The sequence below is a fragment of the Streptomyces sp. NPDC038280 genome (assembly GCF_055600045.1).
Window position 1 is genome coordinate 23,154 of the sequence record NZ_JBVJYZ010000018.1, and the last position, 18,220, is coordinate 41,373.

The window sequence follows — 18,220 nt, forward strand, 5'->3', positions numbered from 1 at the left end:
CGGAGGGGTGGGGGAGCGGTGGGGTTTCGGCGGCGGGCGGCGGGGGCGCGGATGGCGACCGTGGGCCCTGGGGCGGCCTCCGGGACCCGCCTCGCGGCGCCGGTTTCCCCGTCGAGGCGGTGGTCGCACCGCCGGCGACCGACAGGGCGCGGCCTGCCCGGCCGGTGGCGGCTTTCGGTGGCCGCTGGTCGCGAGCCCGCGCCGCCGCGGGGTCTCTCCCGGCCCGGCCTGGGTTGGCGGCCTGCGCGCCCGGCGCTCCTCGGCGCGCCTCAACGCCTGCCTGGCGCCCAGGCACCGGGCTACGCCGACGACAGGGTCCTCAGCAGCGCGTCCACCAAGGGCCGGTCGCGGGGGTGGGTCAGGCGGTGGTGGGCTGCCGCAGGGGGGAGCCAGAGGAGGCGGTCGACCTCTGCGGTGGGGGTGAAGGTGCCGCCCGTCGATTCCGCCGCCCAGTAGGAGACCTCCTTCGGGCGGCCGTTCGCCAGGTAGTGGGCGGTCGGGAGGCGGGAGCCGAGGGCGCAGGTGTGGCCCGTTTCCTCGAGGACTTCGCGGAGGGCCGCCCTCCGCGCGTCCTCGCCCCGCTTCAGCTTGCCCTTCGGCAGGGACCAGTCGTCGTACTTCGGCCGGTGGACGAGACAGATCTCGATGCCGCCGTCCCCGTACGGCGAGCGTCGCCACAGCACGCACCCGGCCGCCAGGACCGTCATGGGACCGCGACCGTCGCGCGCTGCCGCCAGGCGTGCTGGAAGGCGAAGCGGGCCGCCTCGACCTCGTGGCGCTGGTCGGCGTGGAGGACCCCGAGGGCGTAGGCCGTGGCCGGGGCGATGCGCGGGGTGCGGGCCGCCGTCGAGGCCGCGGACGCCGCGTCCGAGGCGTCGCGGTGGCGGTCGAGGGCGCGCCCGGCCTCGTACAGCACGGGGTCCGGATCGCCGCCGGTGCGGACCTCCTCCGCGTACCGGTGGAGCCGCAGCAGCAGCCGTGCCTGGTGCCAGGGCGCGTCCTGGGCCTCACCGGCCGAGAGCGCCAGGGCGTCCGCGTTGTACGGATGCGCGGCGCGGCCCAGCGGAAGCGCCGCCACCGCGTCGAGGAGCCGCCGTTCGACCGTTTCGGCCGGCACGTCGAGAACCTCCAGGGCGGGGGCCGCCGCCGCCGGGCCGAGCGGGACCTCGGAGGCGAGCAGCGCGACCGCGTCCGCGACCGCGTGGAAGCGGGACGAGCCGAGGGCCTGGAGCGCCGCGGAGTGGGCCCGTGTCCGGGCGAGCGTCAGCTGCCGTTCGAGGAGCGCCCCAGCCCGCGCGGCGCCCACGGTCAGTCCGCCGCCGTCCGCTCCCCGGGCGGCGGGCACGGGCCCGCTCACGCCCGACAGGCGGGACAGCGCGTCCACCAGGCGGACGAGCCGGGACGTGCAGGCGTGCTCGAGGGCGAGCGTGCCGGACAGCCAGGCGAGTTCGGACCGCAGGTGGTCCGCCCAGGACGCGTCGAGCAGCGGGCGGAAGGTGTGCAGCGTTCCGCTGATCCGCCGTGCCGCACCCCGCAGCGCCCGGGTGGCCCGCTCCGCGCCCGACGTGTCCGCGCCGGCCTCCGCGTGGACTCGCAGGCTCCGCAGGAAGTCCGCCGCCTGTGCGTGGAGATACGGCGCCAGGACCTCCCCCGCCGTCACGTCACGCGTGTATTCAGGGCTGTGCACGCCGGCGCCTCCGCGCGTCTATGAGCATCGCCTGGACATGTCGCAGCGGCTGGCCCTCCGCGTCGTGGGCGTGCCGCGTCCAGTTGCCGTCCGGGCCCAGGTGCCAGGACGAGGTGGTGTCGGACATCCCGGTCTCCAGCAGCCGCGAGAGCGTGGCGCGGTGGGCCGGGTCGGAGACGCGGACCAGGGCTTCTATCCGCCGGTCCAGGTTCCGGTGCATCATGTCGGCGCTGCCCAGCCAGACCTCCGGCTCGCCACCGTTGCCGAAGGCGAAGATCCGGGAGTGTTCCAGGAAGCGGCCGAGGATCGAGCGGACCCGGATGTTCTCGGAGAGGCCGGGGACTCCGGGGCGTACGGCACAGATGCCGCGGACCCAGATGTCCACCGGTACACCGGCCTGGGCCGCGCGGTAGCAGGCGTCGATGATGGCCTCGTCGACCAGCGAGTTGACCTTGATGCGCACGTAGGACGGCCGCCCGGCCCGGTGGTGGGTGACCTCCTTGTTGATCCGGGAGACCAGCCCGTCGCGCAGGGACTTGGGGGCGGTGAGCAGACGCCGGTAGGTCTCGCGACGGGAGTAGCCGGAGAGCCGGTTGAAGAGGTCGGAGAGGTCCGCGCCGACCTGCGGGTCGGCGGTCAGCAGCCCCAGGTCCTCGTAGAGGCGGGCCGTCTTGGGGTGGTAGTTGCCGGTTCCGACGTGGGAGTAGCGGCGCAGGGTCTCGCCCTCCTGGCGGACCACCAGCGACAGCTTGCAGTGCGTCTTCAGGCCGACCAGGCCGTAGACGACATGGCAGCCCGACTCCTCCAGCTTCCGGGCCCACTTGATGTTGGCCTGTTCGTCGAAGCGGGCCTTGATCTCGACGAGGACGAGGACCTGCTTGCCCGACTCCGCCGCGTCGATCAGGGCGTCGACTATCGGGGAGTCGCCGGAGGTCCGGTACAGCGTCTGCTTGATCGCGAGGACGTCCGGGTCGGCCGCCGCCTGCTCCAGGAAGGCCTGGACGGAGGTGGAGAACGAGTCGTACGGGTGGTGCAGCAGGACGTCCCGTTCGCGCAGGGCGGCGAAGATGTCGGGGGCGGACGCGGACTCGACCTCCGCCAGGTCCCGGTGGGTGCCGGCGATGAACTTCGGAAACTTCAGCTCCGGCCGGTCCAGCGCCGCGATGCCGAACAGGCCGGTGAGATCCAGTGGTCCGGGCAGCGGGTAGACCTCGGCGTCGGAGACCTTCAGTTCGCGTACGAGCAGGTCGAGGACGTACGGGTCGATGGACTCCTCGACCTCCAGGCGCACCGGCGGTCCGAACCGGCGCCGCATGAGCTCCTTCTCCAGGGCCTGCAGGAGGTTCTCGGCGTCGTCCTCCTCGACCTCCAGGTCCTCGTTCCGGGTCACCCGGAACATGTGGTGGGCCAGCACCTCCATCCCCGGGAAGAGCTCCTCCAGGTGCGCCGCGATGACGTCCTCCAGCGGCACGTACCGCTGAGGAGAGGCCTCCAGGAACCGGGAGAGCAGCGGCGGGACCTTCACGCGGGCGAAGTGGCGGTGGCCGCTGACCGGGTTGCGGACGACGACGGCGAGGTTGAGCGAGAGCCCGGAGATGTACGGGAAGGGGTGCGCCGGGTCCACCGCGAGGGGGGTGAGGACCGGGAAGATCTGCTGCCGGAAGAGCGTGAACAGCCGGGCCTGCTCGCTCTCGGTCAGCTCGGGCCAGCGGATGAGATGGACGCCCTCGTCGGCGAGCGCGGGCGCGATGTCCTGCTGGAAGCAGGCCGCGTGCCGGGCCATGAGTTCGCGCGAGCGGGTCCAGATCTGCTCCAGGACCTCGCGGGGCTGCAGGCCGGACGCGGAGCGCGTCGCGACGCCGGTGGCGATGCGGCGCTTGAGACCGGCCACGCGGACCATGAAGAACTCGTCCAGGTTCGACGCGAAGATCGCGAGGAAGTTCGCTCTTTCGAGGAGCGGGGTCGCCGGGTCCTCGGCGAGCTCCAGCACCCGCTCGTTGAAGGCGAGCCAGCTGCGCTCGCGGTCGAGGAAGCGGCCGTGGGGGAGCTCGGCGTCGAAGCCGTCCTCCTCGTACGCGTCGAGATCGGCGTCGATGTCCGGCTCCAGGCCGTTGGTCGGCCCGGTGGCCACGGTGTGGGTCCGGTGCGCGGCTATGGAGCCGACGGAGGGCTGGGCGGCGACGGAAGCGGACGACTGGACCGGGACCTCGGCGGGCTGCTGGCTCATGGCCCTATTCTTCCGCGCGAAGGGGTGGTCGGGCGCGTCGGAGCGGGCCGTGGTGGAGGGAAGTCTCCCCTTGGGGAGCGCGGACACGGCGGGCTTCATTCGGTGAGCGTTGCAAGCGTGTCTGAATGGCCGGTAACGGTCACATGACGTGCGGGATATCGGGGCGGGCCCCCGAGGTGCGCCGGCGCCCCCGCGAGCCCGCCCCGGTGCCCCCTCACGCGTGCCGCGCCCCCAGCACCCTGAAGGCCGCGAAGACCGCCAGGGCCGCGACCGCCAGCGCGATGCCCGTCTCCATCAGCTGGAGCGGCCAGTAGTGGGACGCCGGATGGACGTCGAGGAAGTCGACGACACCGCCGCGTGACGCCATGCAGCCGTTCACGTCCTGGCCCGGTCGCACGGTGGCCCAGCAGTCCTCCCAGAGGACCCGCTCCCCGGAGGCCGTGAGCATGCCGCTGCGCAATTGCCAGGTACTCCCCCGAGGGGACAGATCGTGGCCCGTCAGCGTCTGGAGGGGCCAGAGCCCCGCGCGCACGGCGGCGAAGGCGGCCAGGAGCAGACCGGTGAGCAGCGCGGCGCAGCTCATGGCGGCCACCGTCCGGCGTACGAGCAGGCCGGTGAGTGTTCCGACGGCGAGTCCGAGCAGGGCGTGGGCCACCGGCACGGTGCCGTACGAGACGAACATGGTGGGCTCGTACCAGTACGTGGGGAAGTCGTTGGACGGGCCGGTCGACCAGGACCAGTGGAAGAGCAGGCTCAGCAGTGAGGCGCCCGACAGGACGCACACGGCGGGCACGGCCAGCTTGGCGACGAGCCAGCGCGCCGGGGTGATGGACTGGGTCCACGCCAGCGCGTGGGTGCCGCTCTCCAGCTCACGGGCGATCATCGGGCCGGCCACGAACGCGCCGACCACACCGGGCAGGACGAGCATGCCGAGCGCGACGTACTCGAGGAGGTTGCGGGCGAACCACCGGGTGTCCGTGTAGTCGCGGGCGGGCTGGAAGCAGGTCTGTTCGGCGCTGTCCACGGCGCAACCGGCGGCCCGCAGCGCCTCCTCCGCGCTGTCCGCCCACAGCCGTGAGGTGATCAGCGCGGCGGCGGCGAGCGCCACCAGGGCGAGGGCGCACCACAGCGCACGCCGGTGCTGGCGTACGGCGACCCACTCCGGACCCTTCAGGGCGATCGCGCTCATGCCGACTTCACCGCTTCCGCGCTCGGCGTCAGCAGGACAGGGGCCTCGGGGGAGCGCAGATGGGCCAGCAACAGCTCCTCCAGGGAGGGTTCGGTGGTCTGCCAGGGGCCCTCGACCGGGCCCTCGGGGCGTATGAGCGCGGTGAGCTGGCGGCCCGTCGTGCGGGATTCGACGACCGTGTGCGGGGCGAGGTCGGCGACCGGGCCGGTCAGCAGGGTGTGGGCGGCGAGGATGTCGTCGATGGCGCCCCCGAGGCGGATGTGGCCGCCGTCGACGAGGAGGAGGTAGTCGCAGGCGCCCTCGAGCTCGGTGAGGATGTGCGAGGACATCACGACCGTGGTGCCGCGTTCGGCGGCGTCGGCCATGAGCGTGCCCATGAGCTGGTGGCGCGCCAGGGGGTCGAGGTCGGCCATCGGCTCGTCGAGCAGCAGCAGTTCTGGACGCTTGCCGAGCGCGAGGGCGAGCGCGACGCGGGTGCGCTGGCCGCCGGAGAGCGTGCGGATCCGGGCCGTGGGTTCCAGGCGGCCGTCGTCCACGATCCGCCGGGCGGTCGCCTCGTCCCACTGGCCCGGGTTGAGTTCGCGGCCCATCCTGAGCGTCTCGTCGACGGTCAGCTGGGGGTAGAGCGGTTTGGCCTGGGCGACGTACGCCAGCCGCTCACGCGACGGGGCGTGGAGAGCGCCCTCGGTGGGCCGCAGCAGGCCCGCGGCGAGGGCGAGCAGCGTGGACTTTCCGGCGCCGTTGGGTCCGACGAGGGCGCAGACGCGACCGGCGGGGAGCCGGAAGGAGCAGTCCCTGAGCGCCCAGCCGCGCCGTCGTCCGTAGCGTTTGCCGAGGCCGTGCGCCTCGATGACCGATGAGGTCACTGGTCGTCGTCCCCCTTGAAGTGTGCGTCGAGTACGGAAGTGAAGAGCGCGGCCACGTCGTCCCGTTCGAGGCCGGACGCGCGGGCTCGGAGGGCCCAGGCGTCGAGTTCGGAGCGGAGCGGGGAGTCGGCGGGGGCGCTGCCCAGGGTTTTCCGTACGAAGGTGCCGAGGCCCCGGCGGGCCTCGACGAGGCCCTCGCGTTCCAGTTCGCGGTAGGCCTTGAGCACGGTGTTCGGGTTGATGGCCGTCGCCTCGACGACCTCGCGGGCGGTGGGCAGCCTGTCGCCGGGTTCCAGCAGGCCCAGGCGGAGGGCCTGTTTGGTCTGCTGGACGATCTGGAGGTAGGTGGCGACGCCGCTGCGCCGGTCGATGCGGTACTCGACCACGATCCCTTGCACCACCCTTTCACTAATTGAGTAGTGAAAGGGTGGTGCAAAAGAGGGGGCGGTGTCAACCGCCCCCTCATCGCGCGGGGTTGCCGTGTCGGGTCAGCCCGCCGGGTTCACCGGTTCAGGACTCGGTGCGGTACATCAGGTCCACCTCGTGCGTCACGAAGCCCAGGCGCTCGTACACCGTCACCGCCGCCGTGTTGTCGGCGTCCACGTACAGCATCGCCGTCGGCAGCCCCTGCGCCGCCAGGTGCCGCAGCCCGATCGCCGTCAGGGCCTTGCCGAGGCCGCTGCCCTGCGCGTCCGGGCTGATGCCGACCACGTAGACCTCGCCGAGCCGCTCCTCGGCGTGCACCTTCGTCCAGTGGAAACCGACGAGCCCGCCGTCCTTCTCCGCCAGGAAGAAGCCCTTCGGGTCGAACCAGGGCTCCGCCTTGCGGTCGTCGAGGTCCCGCTGGGTCAGGGAGCCCTGCTCGGGGTGGTGGGCGAAGGCGGCCGCGTTGACCTCGAGCCAGGCGGCGTCGTCCTGGCCCGGTACGAAGGTGCGCACGGTGATCCCCTCGGGGAGCGCCGGCTCGGGGATGTTCAGCGGGCTCAAGGAACGGCGCAGCTGGCGCAGTTCGCGGAACAGGGTCAGGCCGAGAACCTGCGCGAGATGGCGGGCCGCGGACTTGCCGCCGTGCGCCCAGACGCGCAGCCGCTTGCCCGTCGCGGCCAGGAGCGCGGCGCCGAGCGCCCGGCCGTGGCCGCGGCCGCGGTGCGCGGGGTGGACGACCAGCTCGGCGGCCGGTGCCTCCACCGGGTCGGTGTCCTCCAACTGGGCGTATCCGAGAAGCTGGGAGCCGACGGTCAGCAGGAAGTGCCGTACGCCCTCGCGCCGGCCGCCGCGCAGGTACAGCCGGCCCTGCTCGGACACGGCCTGCATGCCGTCGGCGCGGGCGGCCGCCGCGAGCAGGTCGTTGACCTGCTCGACCTGGTCCGGGCCCAGCTCGTCGAGGGTGTGGATCTGCCGTCCTGGCTCAAGGGCTGCTGGTGCGTCAGTCGTCATACGTACGAGCGTACGGCGGAGGGCAGCCGGGCCGACGGCGACCGGGCCAGCGGCCTCTCGCGCCACCCCGATCGGGGACCGCCACCCCCCGCCTCGGGGCGCCGGATCCCTCCCCGACCGGGCGCCCCAGCAGCCCCGCCGTCCTCAAAGGCAACCAGCTCGTAACCCGCGCCCCCCTGTTGCGCTACGCGCGTTGACCCTAGGCTGCGCTGGCCAGACTTGCGCTGGCCACACAAGAGACACGCTGAATCACAAGGGGACAGATGTCAGCGACACCGCAGAAGAACCGAGCGGCCCGGCGGATACTCGCCGCCGGCGCGGGGATCGCCACCCTGGGTGCGCTCGTCGCGGCGCTGCCCGCGGGGGCGTCCGAGACCACCGGGACCGGGGGCGGGGGATACGGGCAGGGGCGCTACGCCGATGTGCAGCTGCTCTCCTTCAACGATCTGCACGGAAACCTGGAGCCGCCGGCCGGCTCGTCCGGGCGGGTCACGCACACCAACGCGGACGGCACCACCAAGACCATCGACGCGGGCGGTGTCGAGTACCTCGCCACGCACCTGCGCGAGGCCCGCAAGGGCAACCCGTACACCATCACCGCCGCCGCGGGCGACATGATCGGCGCCTCCCCGCTGGTCTCCGGGCTCTTCCACGACGAGCCGACCATCGAGGCCCTGAACCGGCTGAAGCTGGACGTGACCTCCGTCGGCAACCACGAGTTCGACGAGGGCGCCAAGGAGCTGGCCCGGATCCAGAACGGCGGCTGCCACCCGACGGGCGGCTGCTACGAGGAGGGCAAGACCTTCAAGGGGGCGAAGTTCCCCTACCTCGCGGCCAACGTGACGGACGAGAAGACCGGCAAGCCGCTGCTCGACCCATACTTCATCTGGGAGAAGAACGGGGTCAAGATCGGCTTCATCGGCGTGACCCTGGAGGGCACGGCGAACATCGTCTCCGCCGAGGGCATCAAGGGCCTCTCGTTCGGCGACGAGGTCGAGACGATCAACAAGTACACCAAGGTGCTGGAGCGCAAGGGCGTCAAGTCGATCGTCGCCCTGCTGCACGAGGGCGGGCTGCCGGCCTCGGGGTCGTACAACTACAACTGCGACAGCCCCGGCCCGGGCGACGGCATCTCCGGCCCGATCGTCGACATCGCCAAGAACGTCAGCCCGCAGGTCGACGCCCTGGTCACCGGTCACACCCACCAGGCGTACGCGTGCAGCATCCCCGACCCGTCGGGCAAGCCGCGCACGGTCACCTCGGCGGCGTCCTTCGGCCGGCTCTACACCGACACGACGCTCACCTACGACCGCCGCACCAAGGACATCGTCCGTACGGCCGTCGCCTCCGCGAACCACGTCGTGACGCGTGATGTGGCCAAGGCCGAGGACATGACCCGGCTGATCACCCGCTGGAACGCGCTGGCCGCGCCGATCGCCTCACGGCCCGTCGGCTACATCGCCGGTGACATCGACAACCCCGCCGACGCGTACGAGAAGCCCCTGGGCGATCTGATCGCGGACGCGCAGCTCGAGGGCATGACCCCGGCCGACAAGGGCGGTGCCCAGCTCGCGCTGATGAACCCGGGCGGCGTGCGCGCGCCCCTGGTGCACAAGGCGTCCGGCAGCGAGGGCGACGGCGTGGTGACCTACGGCGAGGCCTACACCGTCCAGCCGTTCACCAACATGATGACGGCCGTGGACCTGACCGGTGCCCAGCTGATCACCGCGCTGCAGCAGCAGGTCAGCGGCGCGAACCAGGCGGCGCCGAAGATCCTGCAGGTCTCGAAGGGCTTCACCTACACCCTGGACATGACGAAGACCGGCGCCGACCGGATCGTGACCGGTTCGGTGAAGCTGAACGGCGAGGCGATCGACCCGGCGAAGACCTACCGGGTCGCGATGAACGAGTTCCTCGCGGGCGGTGGCGACGGCTTCGCCGTCCTGAAGGAGCACAAGAACAAGCTGGTCGGCGCGTCCGACCTGGACCTGTTCACCGCCTACCTGGCGGCCCACTCCAGCGCGAGCGCCCCGCTGGCGCCGCCGGCGACGGGCCGGATCACCGTCATCAAGTAGGTGACCACCCCATGAAGTAGGCCCGAGCGCGGGGGGAGGGGCGGCGGACACGAGGTCCGCCGCCCCTTCGTCGCGTTCTTCGCGTTCTTCGCGCCGGGGACGGCGTCCGGACCCTGGTGCTTTTTGACGTGGACCCGTCATAATCCCGCTTCATGGAGCGACGAAGCTTTCTCGCCGGTGCCCTGGCCGTCTCCGCGACCGCCCTCATCGGCGCCTCCGCCCCGGCGTCGGCCCTCGGCGTCCAGGACTGGATGGCCGGCCACGGCGACGCCACCCCGCTGCGGCAGCTCACCATCCCCGGCACCCACGACTCCGGAGCCCGCTACGGCGGTCTCTGGGTCGCCTGCCAGAACACCACCATCGCCCAGCAGCTGAACAGCGGAATCCGCTTCCTGGACGTGCGGTGCCGGGTCACCGGCGACTCCTTCGCCATCCACCACGGCGCGTACTACCAGAACCTGATGTTCGGCGACGTCCTGATCGCCTGCCGCGACTTCCTCGCGGCCCACCCCTCCGAAACCGTCCTGATGCGCGTCAAGCAGGAGTACTCCGAGGACTCCGACGCCACCTTCCGCCGGATCTTCGACCTCTACCTGGACACCAAGGGCTGGCGGCCCCTCTTCCGCATCGGCGACGGGCTCCCCTCCCTCGGCGAGGCACGCGGCAAGGTCGTCCTCCTCGCCGACAACGGCGGACTGCCCGGTGTCCGCTACGGCGACGGCGCGCTCTTCGACATCCAGGACGACTACATGGCCGAACCCGGTGCCAAGTACCCGAAGATCGAGGCGCACTTCCGCAAGGCCGTCCAGCAGCCCGGCAGGCTGTACATGAACTACGTCTCCACCTCGGCCCTGCTCCCGCCCCGCTGGAACTCCGACCGCCTCAACCCGAGGGTCCACTCCTTCGTCGACGGCGGCGAGGCGGGCGGCTGGAAGGGCCTCGGGATCGTCCCGATGGACTTCCCGCAGACCCGCTCCGGCCTCATCGAGTCACTCATCCGCCACAACTGACACCGGCGGCGGTGGCGTCGGCGCGCCCGGGAGCCGGATCACCGCGCTCGTGCCGCCGCCCTCGGCCGCCGTCAGCGACACCGTGCCGCCCGCGTGCTGCACCGTACGGGCCACGATCGACAGGCCGAGCCCCGAGCCCGGCAGGCTGCGGGCCGACGGAGAACGCCAGAACCGCTCGAAGACGTGCGGCAGTTCCTCGTCGGCGATCCCCGGCCCGTGATCCCGTACGGTCAGCTCCCCGTCCGCCAGCGTGACCTCGATCGTGCCGCCCGGCGGCGAGAACTTCACCGCGTTGTCCAGCACGTTCACCAGCGCCCGCTCGAGGGCCGCCGACTCCGCCCGTACGAACCAGGGGTCCACGGCCGCCGTGATCGTCAGCTCCGGGCCGCGCAGCCGCGCACGCTCCAGGGCGGCGCCCACGATGTCGTGCAGCCCCACCACCTCCAGCGGGCCCGGATGCACCGCGTCCGGCCGTGACAGCTCCTGCAAGTCGCCGATCAGCGACGCCAGTTCCGTCATCTGCGCGGTCACCGACGCCATCAGCGCCCTGCGGTCGTCGGGCGGGATCGCCCGGCCAGTCTCCTCGCTGCGGGCCAGCAGTTCGATGTTCGTCCGCAGCGAGGTCAGCGGGGTGCGCAGCTCGTGTCCCGCGTCGGCGATCAGCTGCGCCTGCCGGTCGCGGGAGGATGCCAGAGCGGCGGTCATGGAGTTGAAGGACCGGGACAGCCGGGCGATCTCGTCCTCGCCCTCGACCGGGATGCGGACGGTCAGATCCTCCGTACGGGCCACGTGCTCCACCGCCCCGGTGAGCCGGTCCACGGGCTTGAGCCCGGCCCGGGCGACCCACAGACCGGCGGCCCCCGCGCCGACGATGCCGCCCCCGGACACGGCCAGGAGCACCCAGGCGAGCGTGGACATCGAGTTCTCGATCTCGGTCAGCGGGCGGGCGATCGAGACCGCGACGAGATCCCGGCCGTTGTACGGATACGGATAGGTGTAGACCCGCATCTCCGTGCCGTCCTGGGCGGTCGAGGTGTGCAGCACGTCCGGGATCACCCTGCGCGCCACCGCGATGTCGCTCGCGTCGGCGGGAATCGGGGAAGAGCCGTTGATGCACGTGGTGCCGTTGGCGAGGACGATCCGCATGGTGTAGCCGACGGGCGCCGACGGCACCGCCGAGTCGCCCCCGGCCGCGCACGAGGCCAGCAGCCCCTGCACCGTTCCCTCCGGGAACCGGCTGTTGCGCAGGGTCGCGTCGAACTCCTGCGTGAGCTGCGCCCGTGTCACGAACCAGCACGCCGCGGAGACCGCCGCCACCGCCACCGCGACCGCCGTCGCCGTCAGCAGTGCCAGCCTGGACCGCAGCGGCAGCGTCCGGAACCGCCCAGTCAGCCCCCTCATCCGTCACCGCCCGCGGCGCCGCCGGCCCGCAGCACGTACCCCACCCCGCGCACCGTGTGCACCAGGCGCGGTTCGCCGCCACCCTCGGTCTTGCGCCGCAGGTACATCACATACACATCCAGGGAATTGGAGCTCGGCTCGAAGTCGAAGCCCCACACGGCCTTGAGGATCTGCTCCCGGGTGAGCACCTGACGCGTATGCGTCAGGAACATCTCCAGGAGCGTGAACTCCGTCCGGGTCAGCTCCACGCGTCGGGTGCCCCGGGTGACCTCGCGCGTCGACAGGTCCATCCGCAGATCCGCGAAGGACAGCACGTCGGCGTCGGCGCCGGGAAGCTCCCCCGCGCCGGCCGCGTACGAGCTGCGCCGCAGCAGCGCCCGGATCCGCGCGAACAGCTCGTCCAGCTCGAACGGCTTGACCAGATAGTCGTCGGCGCCCGCGTCCAGGCCGGTGACCCGGTCGCCGACGGTGTCCCGGGCGGTCAGCATCAGGATCGGCACGGTCGAGCCGCCCGCCCGGATCCGCCGGGCGGCCGTCAGCCCGTCCATCCGGGGCATCTGGATGTCGAGGACGATCAGGTCGGGCGCGTACGCCTCCGCCTTGGCGAGGGCGTCGATCCCGTCCACGGCCACCTCGGTGCCGTACCCCTCGAAGGCGAGGCTGCGTTGCAGCGCCTCCCGGACGGCGGGCTCGTCGTCGACGACGAGAATGCGGTCGGGCTCGGCGGCGTGCGGGGGCGGCGTCGTCATGGAATCAGCCTCGCACGCGTTCAGCTGTCGCCGCCGGAGCGCAGGCTTTCCAGGTCCGCCTTGACGGTGTCGACGGGGATGGCGAAGCCGAGGCCGACACTGCCCGCGTTGGAGCCACTCGAGGAACTGGGCGAGTACATGGCCGAGTTGATGCCGATGATCTCCCCGTTCATGTTGATCAGGGCGCCGCCGGAGTTGCCGGGGTTGAGCGAGGCGTCGGTCTGCAGGGCCTTGTACGTCGTCTTCGACGAGCCGGTGTCGCCGTTGAACTGCTGCCCGCCGAACTCGAACGGCCAGCCCTGGCGGGGATCCTGCTGCGGCTGCCCGCCCCCCTCGTCCTTGGCGACGGTCACATCGCGGTCGAGGGCGGAGACGATCCCGCTGGTGACCGTGCCGGTGAGGCCCTCGGGCGAGCCGATCGCGACGACCTCGTCACCGACCTTCACCTTGGACGAGTCCCCGAGCGTGGCGGCCTTCAGGCCCTTCGCGCCCTTCAGCTTGATCAGCGCGAGGTCCTTGTCGGGGTCGGTGCCGACGACCTCGGCGTCGTAGGTCGTGCCGTCGCTGAGCCGGACCTTGACGGACTGGGCGCCGGAGACGACATGGTTGTTGGTGATGATCTCGCCGTCCCCGGTGATGATCACCCCGGAGCCGGTGGACTTGCCCGCGTTCGAGGTCGCGTTGATCTCGACGATGGAGGGAGAGACGGCCTCGGCGACCCCGGCGACGGTCCCCTTGCTGCTCTGCGACACGGTCGTACCCGAGACGCCGCTTCGCGACGTGCCGGTGCCCCCGTCGGTGAACTCGTTCACGAGCACGGAGGCGCCGCCGCCGACGACCGCCGCCAGGATCGCCACGGCGGCGAGCAGCGCCACGGGCCGCTTGGCGCGCGGCGCGGCGTGCGTGGGCCCGGGGGCGTAGGGAGGCGGAGGCGGGAAGGCGCCGGCCGGCTCGGAGGGGTACGGGGTGCCGTCTTCGCCGCTGCGGCGGTAGTAGTCCGTCATGGCTAGGACTCTCGGAGCCGTACATGAGAACCGTCTGAGGACGGTCTGAGAACCCGGAAAGAAGCGTGTATGTCCCACATAAAGGCGCCTGCGCAGAAAGCGCCCCCAGTCCGCCGCGCGAAGCCCGACGCGTGACCGCCGCCGGGCGACTACGGCTTCCGGCTCACCCGCAGCCGCAGGACCGTCGCACGATCAGTGCGGACGGGAACTGCTTGACCCGCTCCCGGCGCGAACCGACCACCCGCAGCCCGTCGTCCAGCACCAGGTCGACCGCCGCGCGGGCCATCGCCGGGCGGTCCGAGGCGACCGTCGTCAGCGGCGGGTCCGTCAGCCCGGCCTCCTTGACGTCGTCGAAGCCGGCCACCGCCAGCTCCGTCGGCACGTCGATCCGCAGCTCACGGGCCGCCCGCAGGACACCGATCGCCTGGTCGTCGGTCGCACAGAAGATCGCCCGCGGCCTGTCGGGGGCGGAGAGGATCTTCAGGGCGACGAGATAGGCGTCGTAGCGGTTGTACGGGGCCTGGAAGAGCCGGCCCTCGACCGAGCGGCCGGACTCCAGCATCGCGCGGCGCCAGCCCTCGACGTGGTCGGCGACCGGGTCACCGACGGCCGGGGTCTCCTCGATACCGCCGAGGCAGGCCACGTACTCGTACCCGTGCTCGAGGAGGTGCCGGGTGGCGAGCTGCGCGCCGCCGATGTCGTCCGTCACCACCGCGACGTCGTCGATCGCCTCGGGCCGCTCGTGCAGCAGCACCACCCGCGCGTCCCAGGCCTCGATCTCCTGCGCCGCCCGCTCGCTCGGGCCCTGGCTGACCAGAATCAGCCCGGAGACCCGCATCCCGAGGAACGCGCGCAGATAGTGCACCTCGCGCTCGTCCCGGTAGTCGGAGTTCCCGACGAGGACCATTTTCCCGCGCTCGGCCGCCGCCTGTTCGACCGCGTGCGCCATCTCCGCGAAGAAGGGCTGCCGCGCGTCCGGCACGATCATGCCTATGAGGTCGGTCCGCCGCGACGCCATCGCCTGGGCGACCCGGTCGGGCCGGTACCCCAGCTCCTTGATCGCGGCGAGGACACGCTCGCGCGTGGCCGGGGCGACCGGCCGGGGTCCGTTGTTGATGACGTAGCTGACGACCGCGGTCGACGTACCCGCCAGTCGTGCCACATCGTCCCGCGTCACCTTGGCCACGGCCGGAAGTCTACGCGGGGTGACCTACCTCTTGGCAGGTCGTACCGCTGCTTCCTCGATCTTCACGGCATCCTCCGAACGGGGGACCGCCGCGGCCGCCTCCTTGACCCGTGCCTCCTGGGCCCTCGCCTCCTCCGCCGCGCGCTCCACCTTCTCGGGCGTCACGAAGCGGTATCCGACGTTTCGCACGGTCCCGATCAGCGACTCGTGCTCGGGGCCGAGCTTCGCCCGCAGACGCCGTACGTGGACATCGACCGTTCGGGTGCCGCCGAAGTAGTCGTACCCCCAGACCTCCTGGAGCAGCTGGGCACGGGTGAAGACCCGGCCCGGGTGCTGCGCCAGATACTTCAGCAGCTCGAACTCCTTGAAGGTCAGGTCCAGGACCCGGCCCTTCAGCTTCGCGCTGTACGTCGCCTCGTCCACCGACAGGTCTCCGTTGCGGATCTCCATGGGGGAGTCGTCGGAGACGATCTGCTGGCGGCCCATCGCGAGCCGCAGCCGCGCCTCGACCTCGGCGGGTCCGGCGGTGTCCAGCAGGACGTCGTCGATGCCCCAGTCGGCGGTGACGGCGGCGAGACCGCCCTCCGTGACCACGAGGATCAGCGGGCAGCCGGGCCCGGTGGAGCGCAGCAGCTGGCAGAGCGAGCGGACCTGGGGAAGGTCACGCCGGCCGTCGATCAGGATGACGTCGGCACCGGGGGTGTCGACGAGAGCGGGTCCTTCGGCGGGGGCCACCCGCACGTTGTGCAGAAGCAGTCCGAGGGCGGGGAGCACCTCCGTCGACGGCTGAAGGGCATTGGTCAGCAGCAGAAGTGAGCTCATCGCGCCCCACCCCCGAGCTCGTCGCTCCGGTCGAGCAGGGGGGATCCCCATGCCCGGGCCGTCCCTGCCTGGTTCGTCGTCTCTCGGTCGTGCACGGTTCGCTCGCCCATAACGTCGGTTCCTCCTCGGTCCCTGCGAGGACGTTGCGGCACTGCTTCGTACTCCTACTCGCCCCACCACGGTTCTCGCGCCCTGCGAACCGTCTGTGAGCGTTTGTTCACCCAGCCGTAACAACGGTCGGGAAACACAAAAGGACCCGGGGGCTGCGTTGCCCGGATCCTCTTCCCAGCACAATAGCCCACATGAGTTCCGAGGCAGAGGGCCGATTTCACATGGTGGATGTCTCCTCGATCACGTGCGGACTCCGGCGCGCAACCCTGACGACCGACGACGGTGTCGCGATCGACGCGGTGTACCAGCCATTCACGCACGGTCCGACGGATACCGCCATCGTGGTCGCCCACGGGTTCACCGGGTCCGCCGACCGGCCCGCCGTCCGGCGGGCGGCAGCGGTGTTCGCCCAGCGTGCGGCCGTGGTCACCTTCTCCTTCCGGGGACACGGGCGCTCGGGCGGCCGCTCCACCGTCGGCGACCGCGAGGTCCTCGATCTGGCGGCCGCCGTCGCCTGGGCGCGTGAGCTCGGCCATCCGCGTGTGGTGACCGTCGGCTTCTCGATGGGCGGTTCGGTGGTGCTCCGGCACGCCGCGCTGCACGAGCCGTCGCACGGGGGGCGCACGGACGCGCGCTCCGACGCGGTGGCCGCCGTCAGCGCCCCCGCGCGCTGGTACTACCGGGGTACGGCCCCGATGCGCCGGCTCCACTGGGTCATCACCCGGCCCGCCGGGCGGCTCGTCGGCCGCTACGGCTTCGGTACCCGTATCCACCCCCAGGAGTGGGACCCCGTACCGCTCTCGCCCGTGGAGGCCGTTCCGCTGATCGCCCCGACGCCGCTGCTGATCGTCCACGGCGACCGCGACCCGTACTTCCCGCTCGACCACCCCCGGACGCTGGCCGCCGCCGGTGACGCCGAGCTGTGGCTGGAGACCGGCATGGGGCACGCCGAGAACGCCGCGGGGGACGAGCTCCTCGGCCGCATCGCGGACTGGCTCACGCGCCGATAGCCCATCATGGGAGGCGGCGCGCAGACCAACGAAGGGAGTGCCGCTATGGCAGCGGGGACCATCCGCTACTGGGCCGCGGCCAAGGCCGCCGCCGGTGTCGCCGAGGAGCCGTACACGGCGGAGAACCTGGCGCAGGCGCTGGACGCCGCCCGTGAGAGGCACCCGGGCGAGCTCGTCCGCGTGCTCCAGCGGTGTTCGTTCCTGGTCGACGGTGACCCCGTCGGTAAGCGCGGACATGAGACGGTACGGCTGGCCGAGGGCGGCACGGTCGAGGTGCTCCCGCCGTTCGCAGGAGGGTGAACCGCACGTCATGAGCAGCGATCAGCAGTATCCGTACGACCCGTACGCCCCGCAGGGCCAGCACGGCGGGCACGGTCAGCAGTACGGGTACCAGGAGCCCGCCACCCAGACCTGGGAGGGCCAGACCTGGGACACCCAGTACCAGCCGACCGTGCGGCCCCAGGCGCAGCCGGCCGCCGCGGACATGGCGTATCTGCCGCCGCAGGCACCGGCGCATGCCCACCCCCTGCCGCCGGAGGTTCCGGTCGACCCCGTGGCGTACGACCAGCGGCAGGAGCCGCCGGCCGCCGCGGGGCCGACCTACAGCGCCCCCACCACCCTGGGCAACGCCCGTGTCACCGACGCGCAGCGCGCCCGGGCCGAGGGGCGCTCGCCCGTCATCGAGCCGGGCATCCAGCCCGCGGGTCTGACGGCCGTGCTCGGTCTGCTGCTCGCGGTGAGCGCGTCCGTCGGTTCGTACGCGCTGCTCGTCCCGCTGATCCTGCTCCAGGCCGTGACCGCCGCCGGCTGGTTCCGTCTCAACGGCATGTGGCCCGCCCGGCAGGGCATCGCGCTCGCCTTCGCCGGTGGTGTGACCGCCGACATCGCGCTCCTCGCCGTGGGCCGTGAGAACGCGCCCGCCGCGATCATCGGAACGCTCGGCGTGTGGGTGCTGCTCACGCTCGTCCTCCAGCTGCGCAGCCACGCGGGCGCGGACGAGCGGATGTACGGGCTGATGGCCACGGTCGCCTCGGCCGCCCTGACCGTCGTCGCCGCCGGGTACCTGGGGGCCGAGCCCGACGCGGTGGTCGTCGGCGGTGTCGCCGTCGCGGTCGCCACGGCGGCCCGCGCGCTGCCGTTGCCCGGGCCCGTCTCCGTCGTGGTGGCCCTGCTGGCCGCCACGGGCGCCGGGATCGCGGCCGGCGGGCTCACCGACCTGGGCGCCTCGGGCGCGCTGCTGGGGCTCGGCGCCGGGGTGTGCGCCCTGGTCGGACTGAGGGCGGCGAGCTACGACTACCCGTCCCGGTTCGTCCACATGACCGCCGGAGTCGCCCTGCCGCTCGCGGCCGCCGCGCCCGCCGTCTACCTGCTGGGCCGCGCGCTCGCCTAGGGAGTGACCGGGGAACCATCCGGCCCTCCGGCACGTCGATCATTGATGTCGGGGGG

Annotated in this window: 17 protein-coding genes; 5 read left to right on the plus strand and 12 right to left on the minus strand. The window is 72.2% G+C overall.

All coding sequences use genetic code 11. The annotated features are described in order from the left end of the window. Positions 1-299 precede the first annotated feature (299 nt). The 7 genes from ACZ7J0_RS28100 to mshD form a co-directional block, all read right to left on the minus strand. Positions 300-707 (minus strand): NUDIX hydrolase, encoded by a 408-nt coding sequence (locus ACZ7J0_RS28100; protein ID WP_470891941.1) that lies wholly within the window; start codon positions 705-707, stop codon positions 300-302. Next, on the minus strand, positions 704-1,687 hold the full coding sequence (locus ACZ7J0_RS28105) for a CHAD domain-containing protein (protein WP_470891943.1): 984 nt from the start codon (positions 1,685-1,687) through the stop codon (positions 704-706). Before ACZ7J0_RS28105 ends, ACZ7J0_RS28100 begins: the two co-directional genes overlap by 4 nt. Then, positions 1,674-3,914 carry an RNA degradosome polyphosphate kinase gene (locus tag ACZ7J0_RS28110; RefSeq protein WP_470891945.1) on the minus strand — a complete coding sequence of 747 codons (2,241 nt, stop codon included), beginning with the start codon at positions 3,912-3,914 and terminating at the stop codon, positions 1,674-1,676. Before ACZ7J0_RS28110 ends, ACZ7J0_RS28105 begins: the two co-directional genes overlap by 14 nt. Before the next feature lie 214 nt (positions 3,915-4,128). Continuing rightward, positions 4,129-5,103, minus strand: coding sequence for a hypothetical protein (locus ACZ7J0_RS28115; protein ID WP_470891947.1), 975 nt, complete (start codon positions 5,101-5,103; stop codon positions 4,129-4,131). Beyond that, on the minus strand, positions 5,100-5,969 hold the full coding sequence (locus ACZ7J0_RS28120) for an ABC transporter ATP-binding protein (RefSeq protein WP_470891949.1): 870 nt from the start codon (positions 5,967-5,969) through the stop codon (positions 5,100-5,102). The genes ACZ7J0_RS28115 and ACZ7J0_RS28120 overlap by 4 nt, the downstream gene beginning before the upstream one ends. Then, positions 5,966-6,355 carry a GntR family transcriptional regulator gene (locus ACZ7J0_RS28125; RefSeq protein WP_468712670.1) on the minus strand — a complete coding sequence of 130 codons (390 nt, stop codon included), beginning with the start codon at positions 6,353-6,355 and terminating at the stop codon, positions 5,966-5,968. The genes ACZ7J0_RS28120 and ACZ7J0_RS28125 overlap by 4 nt, the downstream gene beginning before the upstream one ends. 124 nt (positions 6,356-6,479) lie before the next feature. After that, on the minus strand, positions 6,480-7,406 hold the full coding sequence (gene mshD, locus ACZ7J0_RS28130) for a mycothiol synthase (RefSeq protein WP_470891951.1): 927 nt from the start codon (positions 7,404-7,406) through the stop codon (positions 6,480-6,482). Between the two features lie 263 nt (positions 7,407-7,669). Here mshD and ACZ7J0_RS28135 point away from each other — a divergent pair, with 263 nt between their 5' ends. Continuing rightward, positions 7,670-9,481 (plus strand): bifunctional metallophosphatase/5'-nucleotidase, encoded by a 1,812-nt coding sequence (locus ACZ7J0_RS28135; RefSeq protein ID WP_470891953.1) that lies wholly within the window; start codon positions 7,670-7,672, stop codon positions 9,479-9,481. 152 nt (positions 9,482-9,633) lie between these two features. Continuing rightward, positions 9,634-10,491, plus strand: a complete 858-nt coding sequence (locus ACZ7J0_RS28140) for a phosphatidylinositol-specific phospholipase C (protein ID WP_470891955.1) — start codon at positions 9,634-9,636, stop codon at positions 10,489-10,491. Here the strand turns inward: ACZ7J0_RS28140 and ACZ7J0_RS28145 are convergent. From ACZ7J0_RS28145 to ACZ7J0_RS28165, 5 genes are all read right to left on the minus strand, one after another. Beyond that, entirely contained in the window at positions 10,471-11,892 is a 1,422-nt protein-coding gene (locus ACZ7J0_RS28145; protein WP_470891957.1) for a sensor histidine kinase, read from the minus strand. The genes ACZ7J0_RS28140 and ACZ7J0_RS28145 overlap by 21 nt on opposite strands. Next, entirely contained in the window at positions 11,889-12,641 is a 753-nt protein-coding gene (locus ACZ7J0_RS28150; RefSeq protein ID WP_470891959.1) for a response regulator transcription factor, read from the minus strand. Before ACZ7J0_RS28150 ends, ACZ7J0_RS28145 begins: the two co-directional genes overlap by 4 nt. A gap of 20 nt (positions 12,642-12,661) precedes the next feature. Further along, the gene (locus ACZ7J0_RS28155; protein WP_470891961.1) at positions 12,662-13,645 is read right to left on the minus strand and encodes a S1C family serine protease; all 984 of its coding nucleotides are present in this window, start codon (positions 13,643-13,645) and stop codon (positions 12,662-12,664) included. 163 nt (positions 13,646-13,808) lie between these two features. Continuing rightward, positions 13,809-14,831 carry a LacI family DNA-binding transcriptional regulator gene (locus tag ACZ7J0_RS28160; protein WP_470891963.1) on the minus strand — a complete coding sequence of 341 codons (1,023 nt, stop codon included), beginning with the start codon at positions 14,829-14,831 and terminating at the stop codon, positions 13,809-13,811. A gap of 24 nt (positions 14,832-14,855) precedes the next feature. Then, the gene (locus tag ACZ7J0_RS28165; protein WP_470891965.1) at positions 14,856-15,653 is read right to left on the minus strand and encodes a response regulator transcription factor; all 798 of its coding nucleotides are present in this window, start codon (positions 15,651-15,653) and stop codon (positions 14,856-14,858) included. Between the two features lie 302 nt (positions 15,654-15,955). On the opposite strand from ACZ7J0_RS28165, the gene ACZ7J0_RS28170 reads away from it, so the two are divergent. Genes ACZ7J0_RS28170 through ACZ7J0_RS28180 form a run of 3 tightly spaced genes read left to right on the plus strand, consistent with a single transcriptional unit; the run spans position 15,956 to position 18,164 of the window. Continuing rightward, positions 15,956-16,774 (plus strand): alpha/beta hydrolase, encoded by an 819-nt coding sequence (locus ACZ7J0_RS28170; protein WP_470891967.1) that lies wholly within the window; start codon positions 15,956-15,958, stop codon positions 16,772-16,774. Positions 16,775-16,819: 45 nt separating this feature from the next. Further along, positions 16,820-17,074 (plus strand): MoaD/ThiS family protein, encoded by a 255-nt coding sequence (locus tag ACZ7J0_RS28175; RefSeq protein WP_468712582.1) that lies wholly within the window; start codon positions 16,820-16,822, stop codon positions 17,072-17,074. A 10-nt stretch (positions 17,075-17,084) separates the two neighbouring features. After that, the gene (locus tag ACZ7J0_RS28180) at positions 17,085-18,164 is read left to right on the plus strand and encodes a hypothetical protein (protein ID WP_470891969.1); all 1,080 of its coding nucleotides are present in this window, start codon (positions 17,085-17,087) and stop codon (positions 18,162-18,164) included. Positions 18,165-18,220 lie beyond the last annotated feature (56 nt).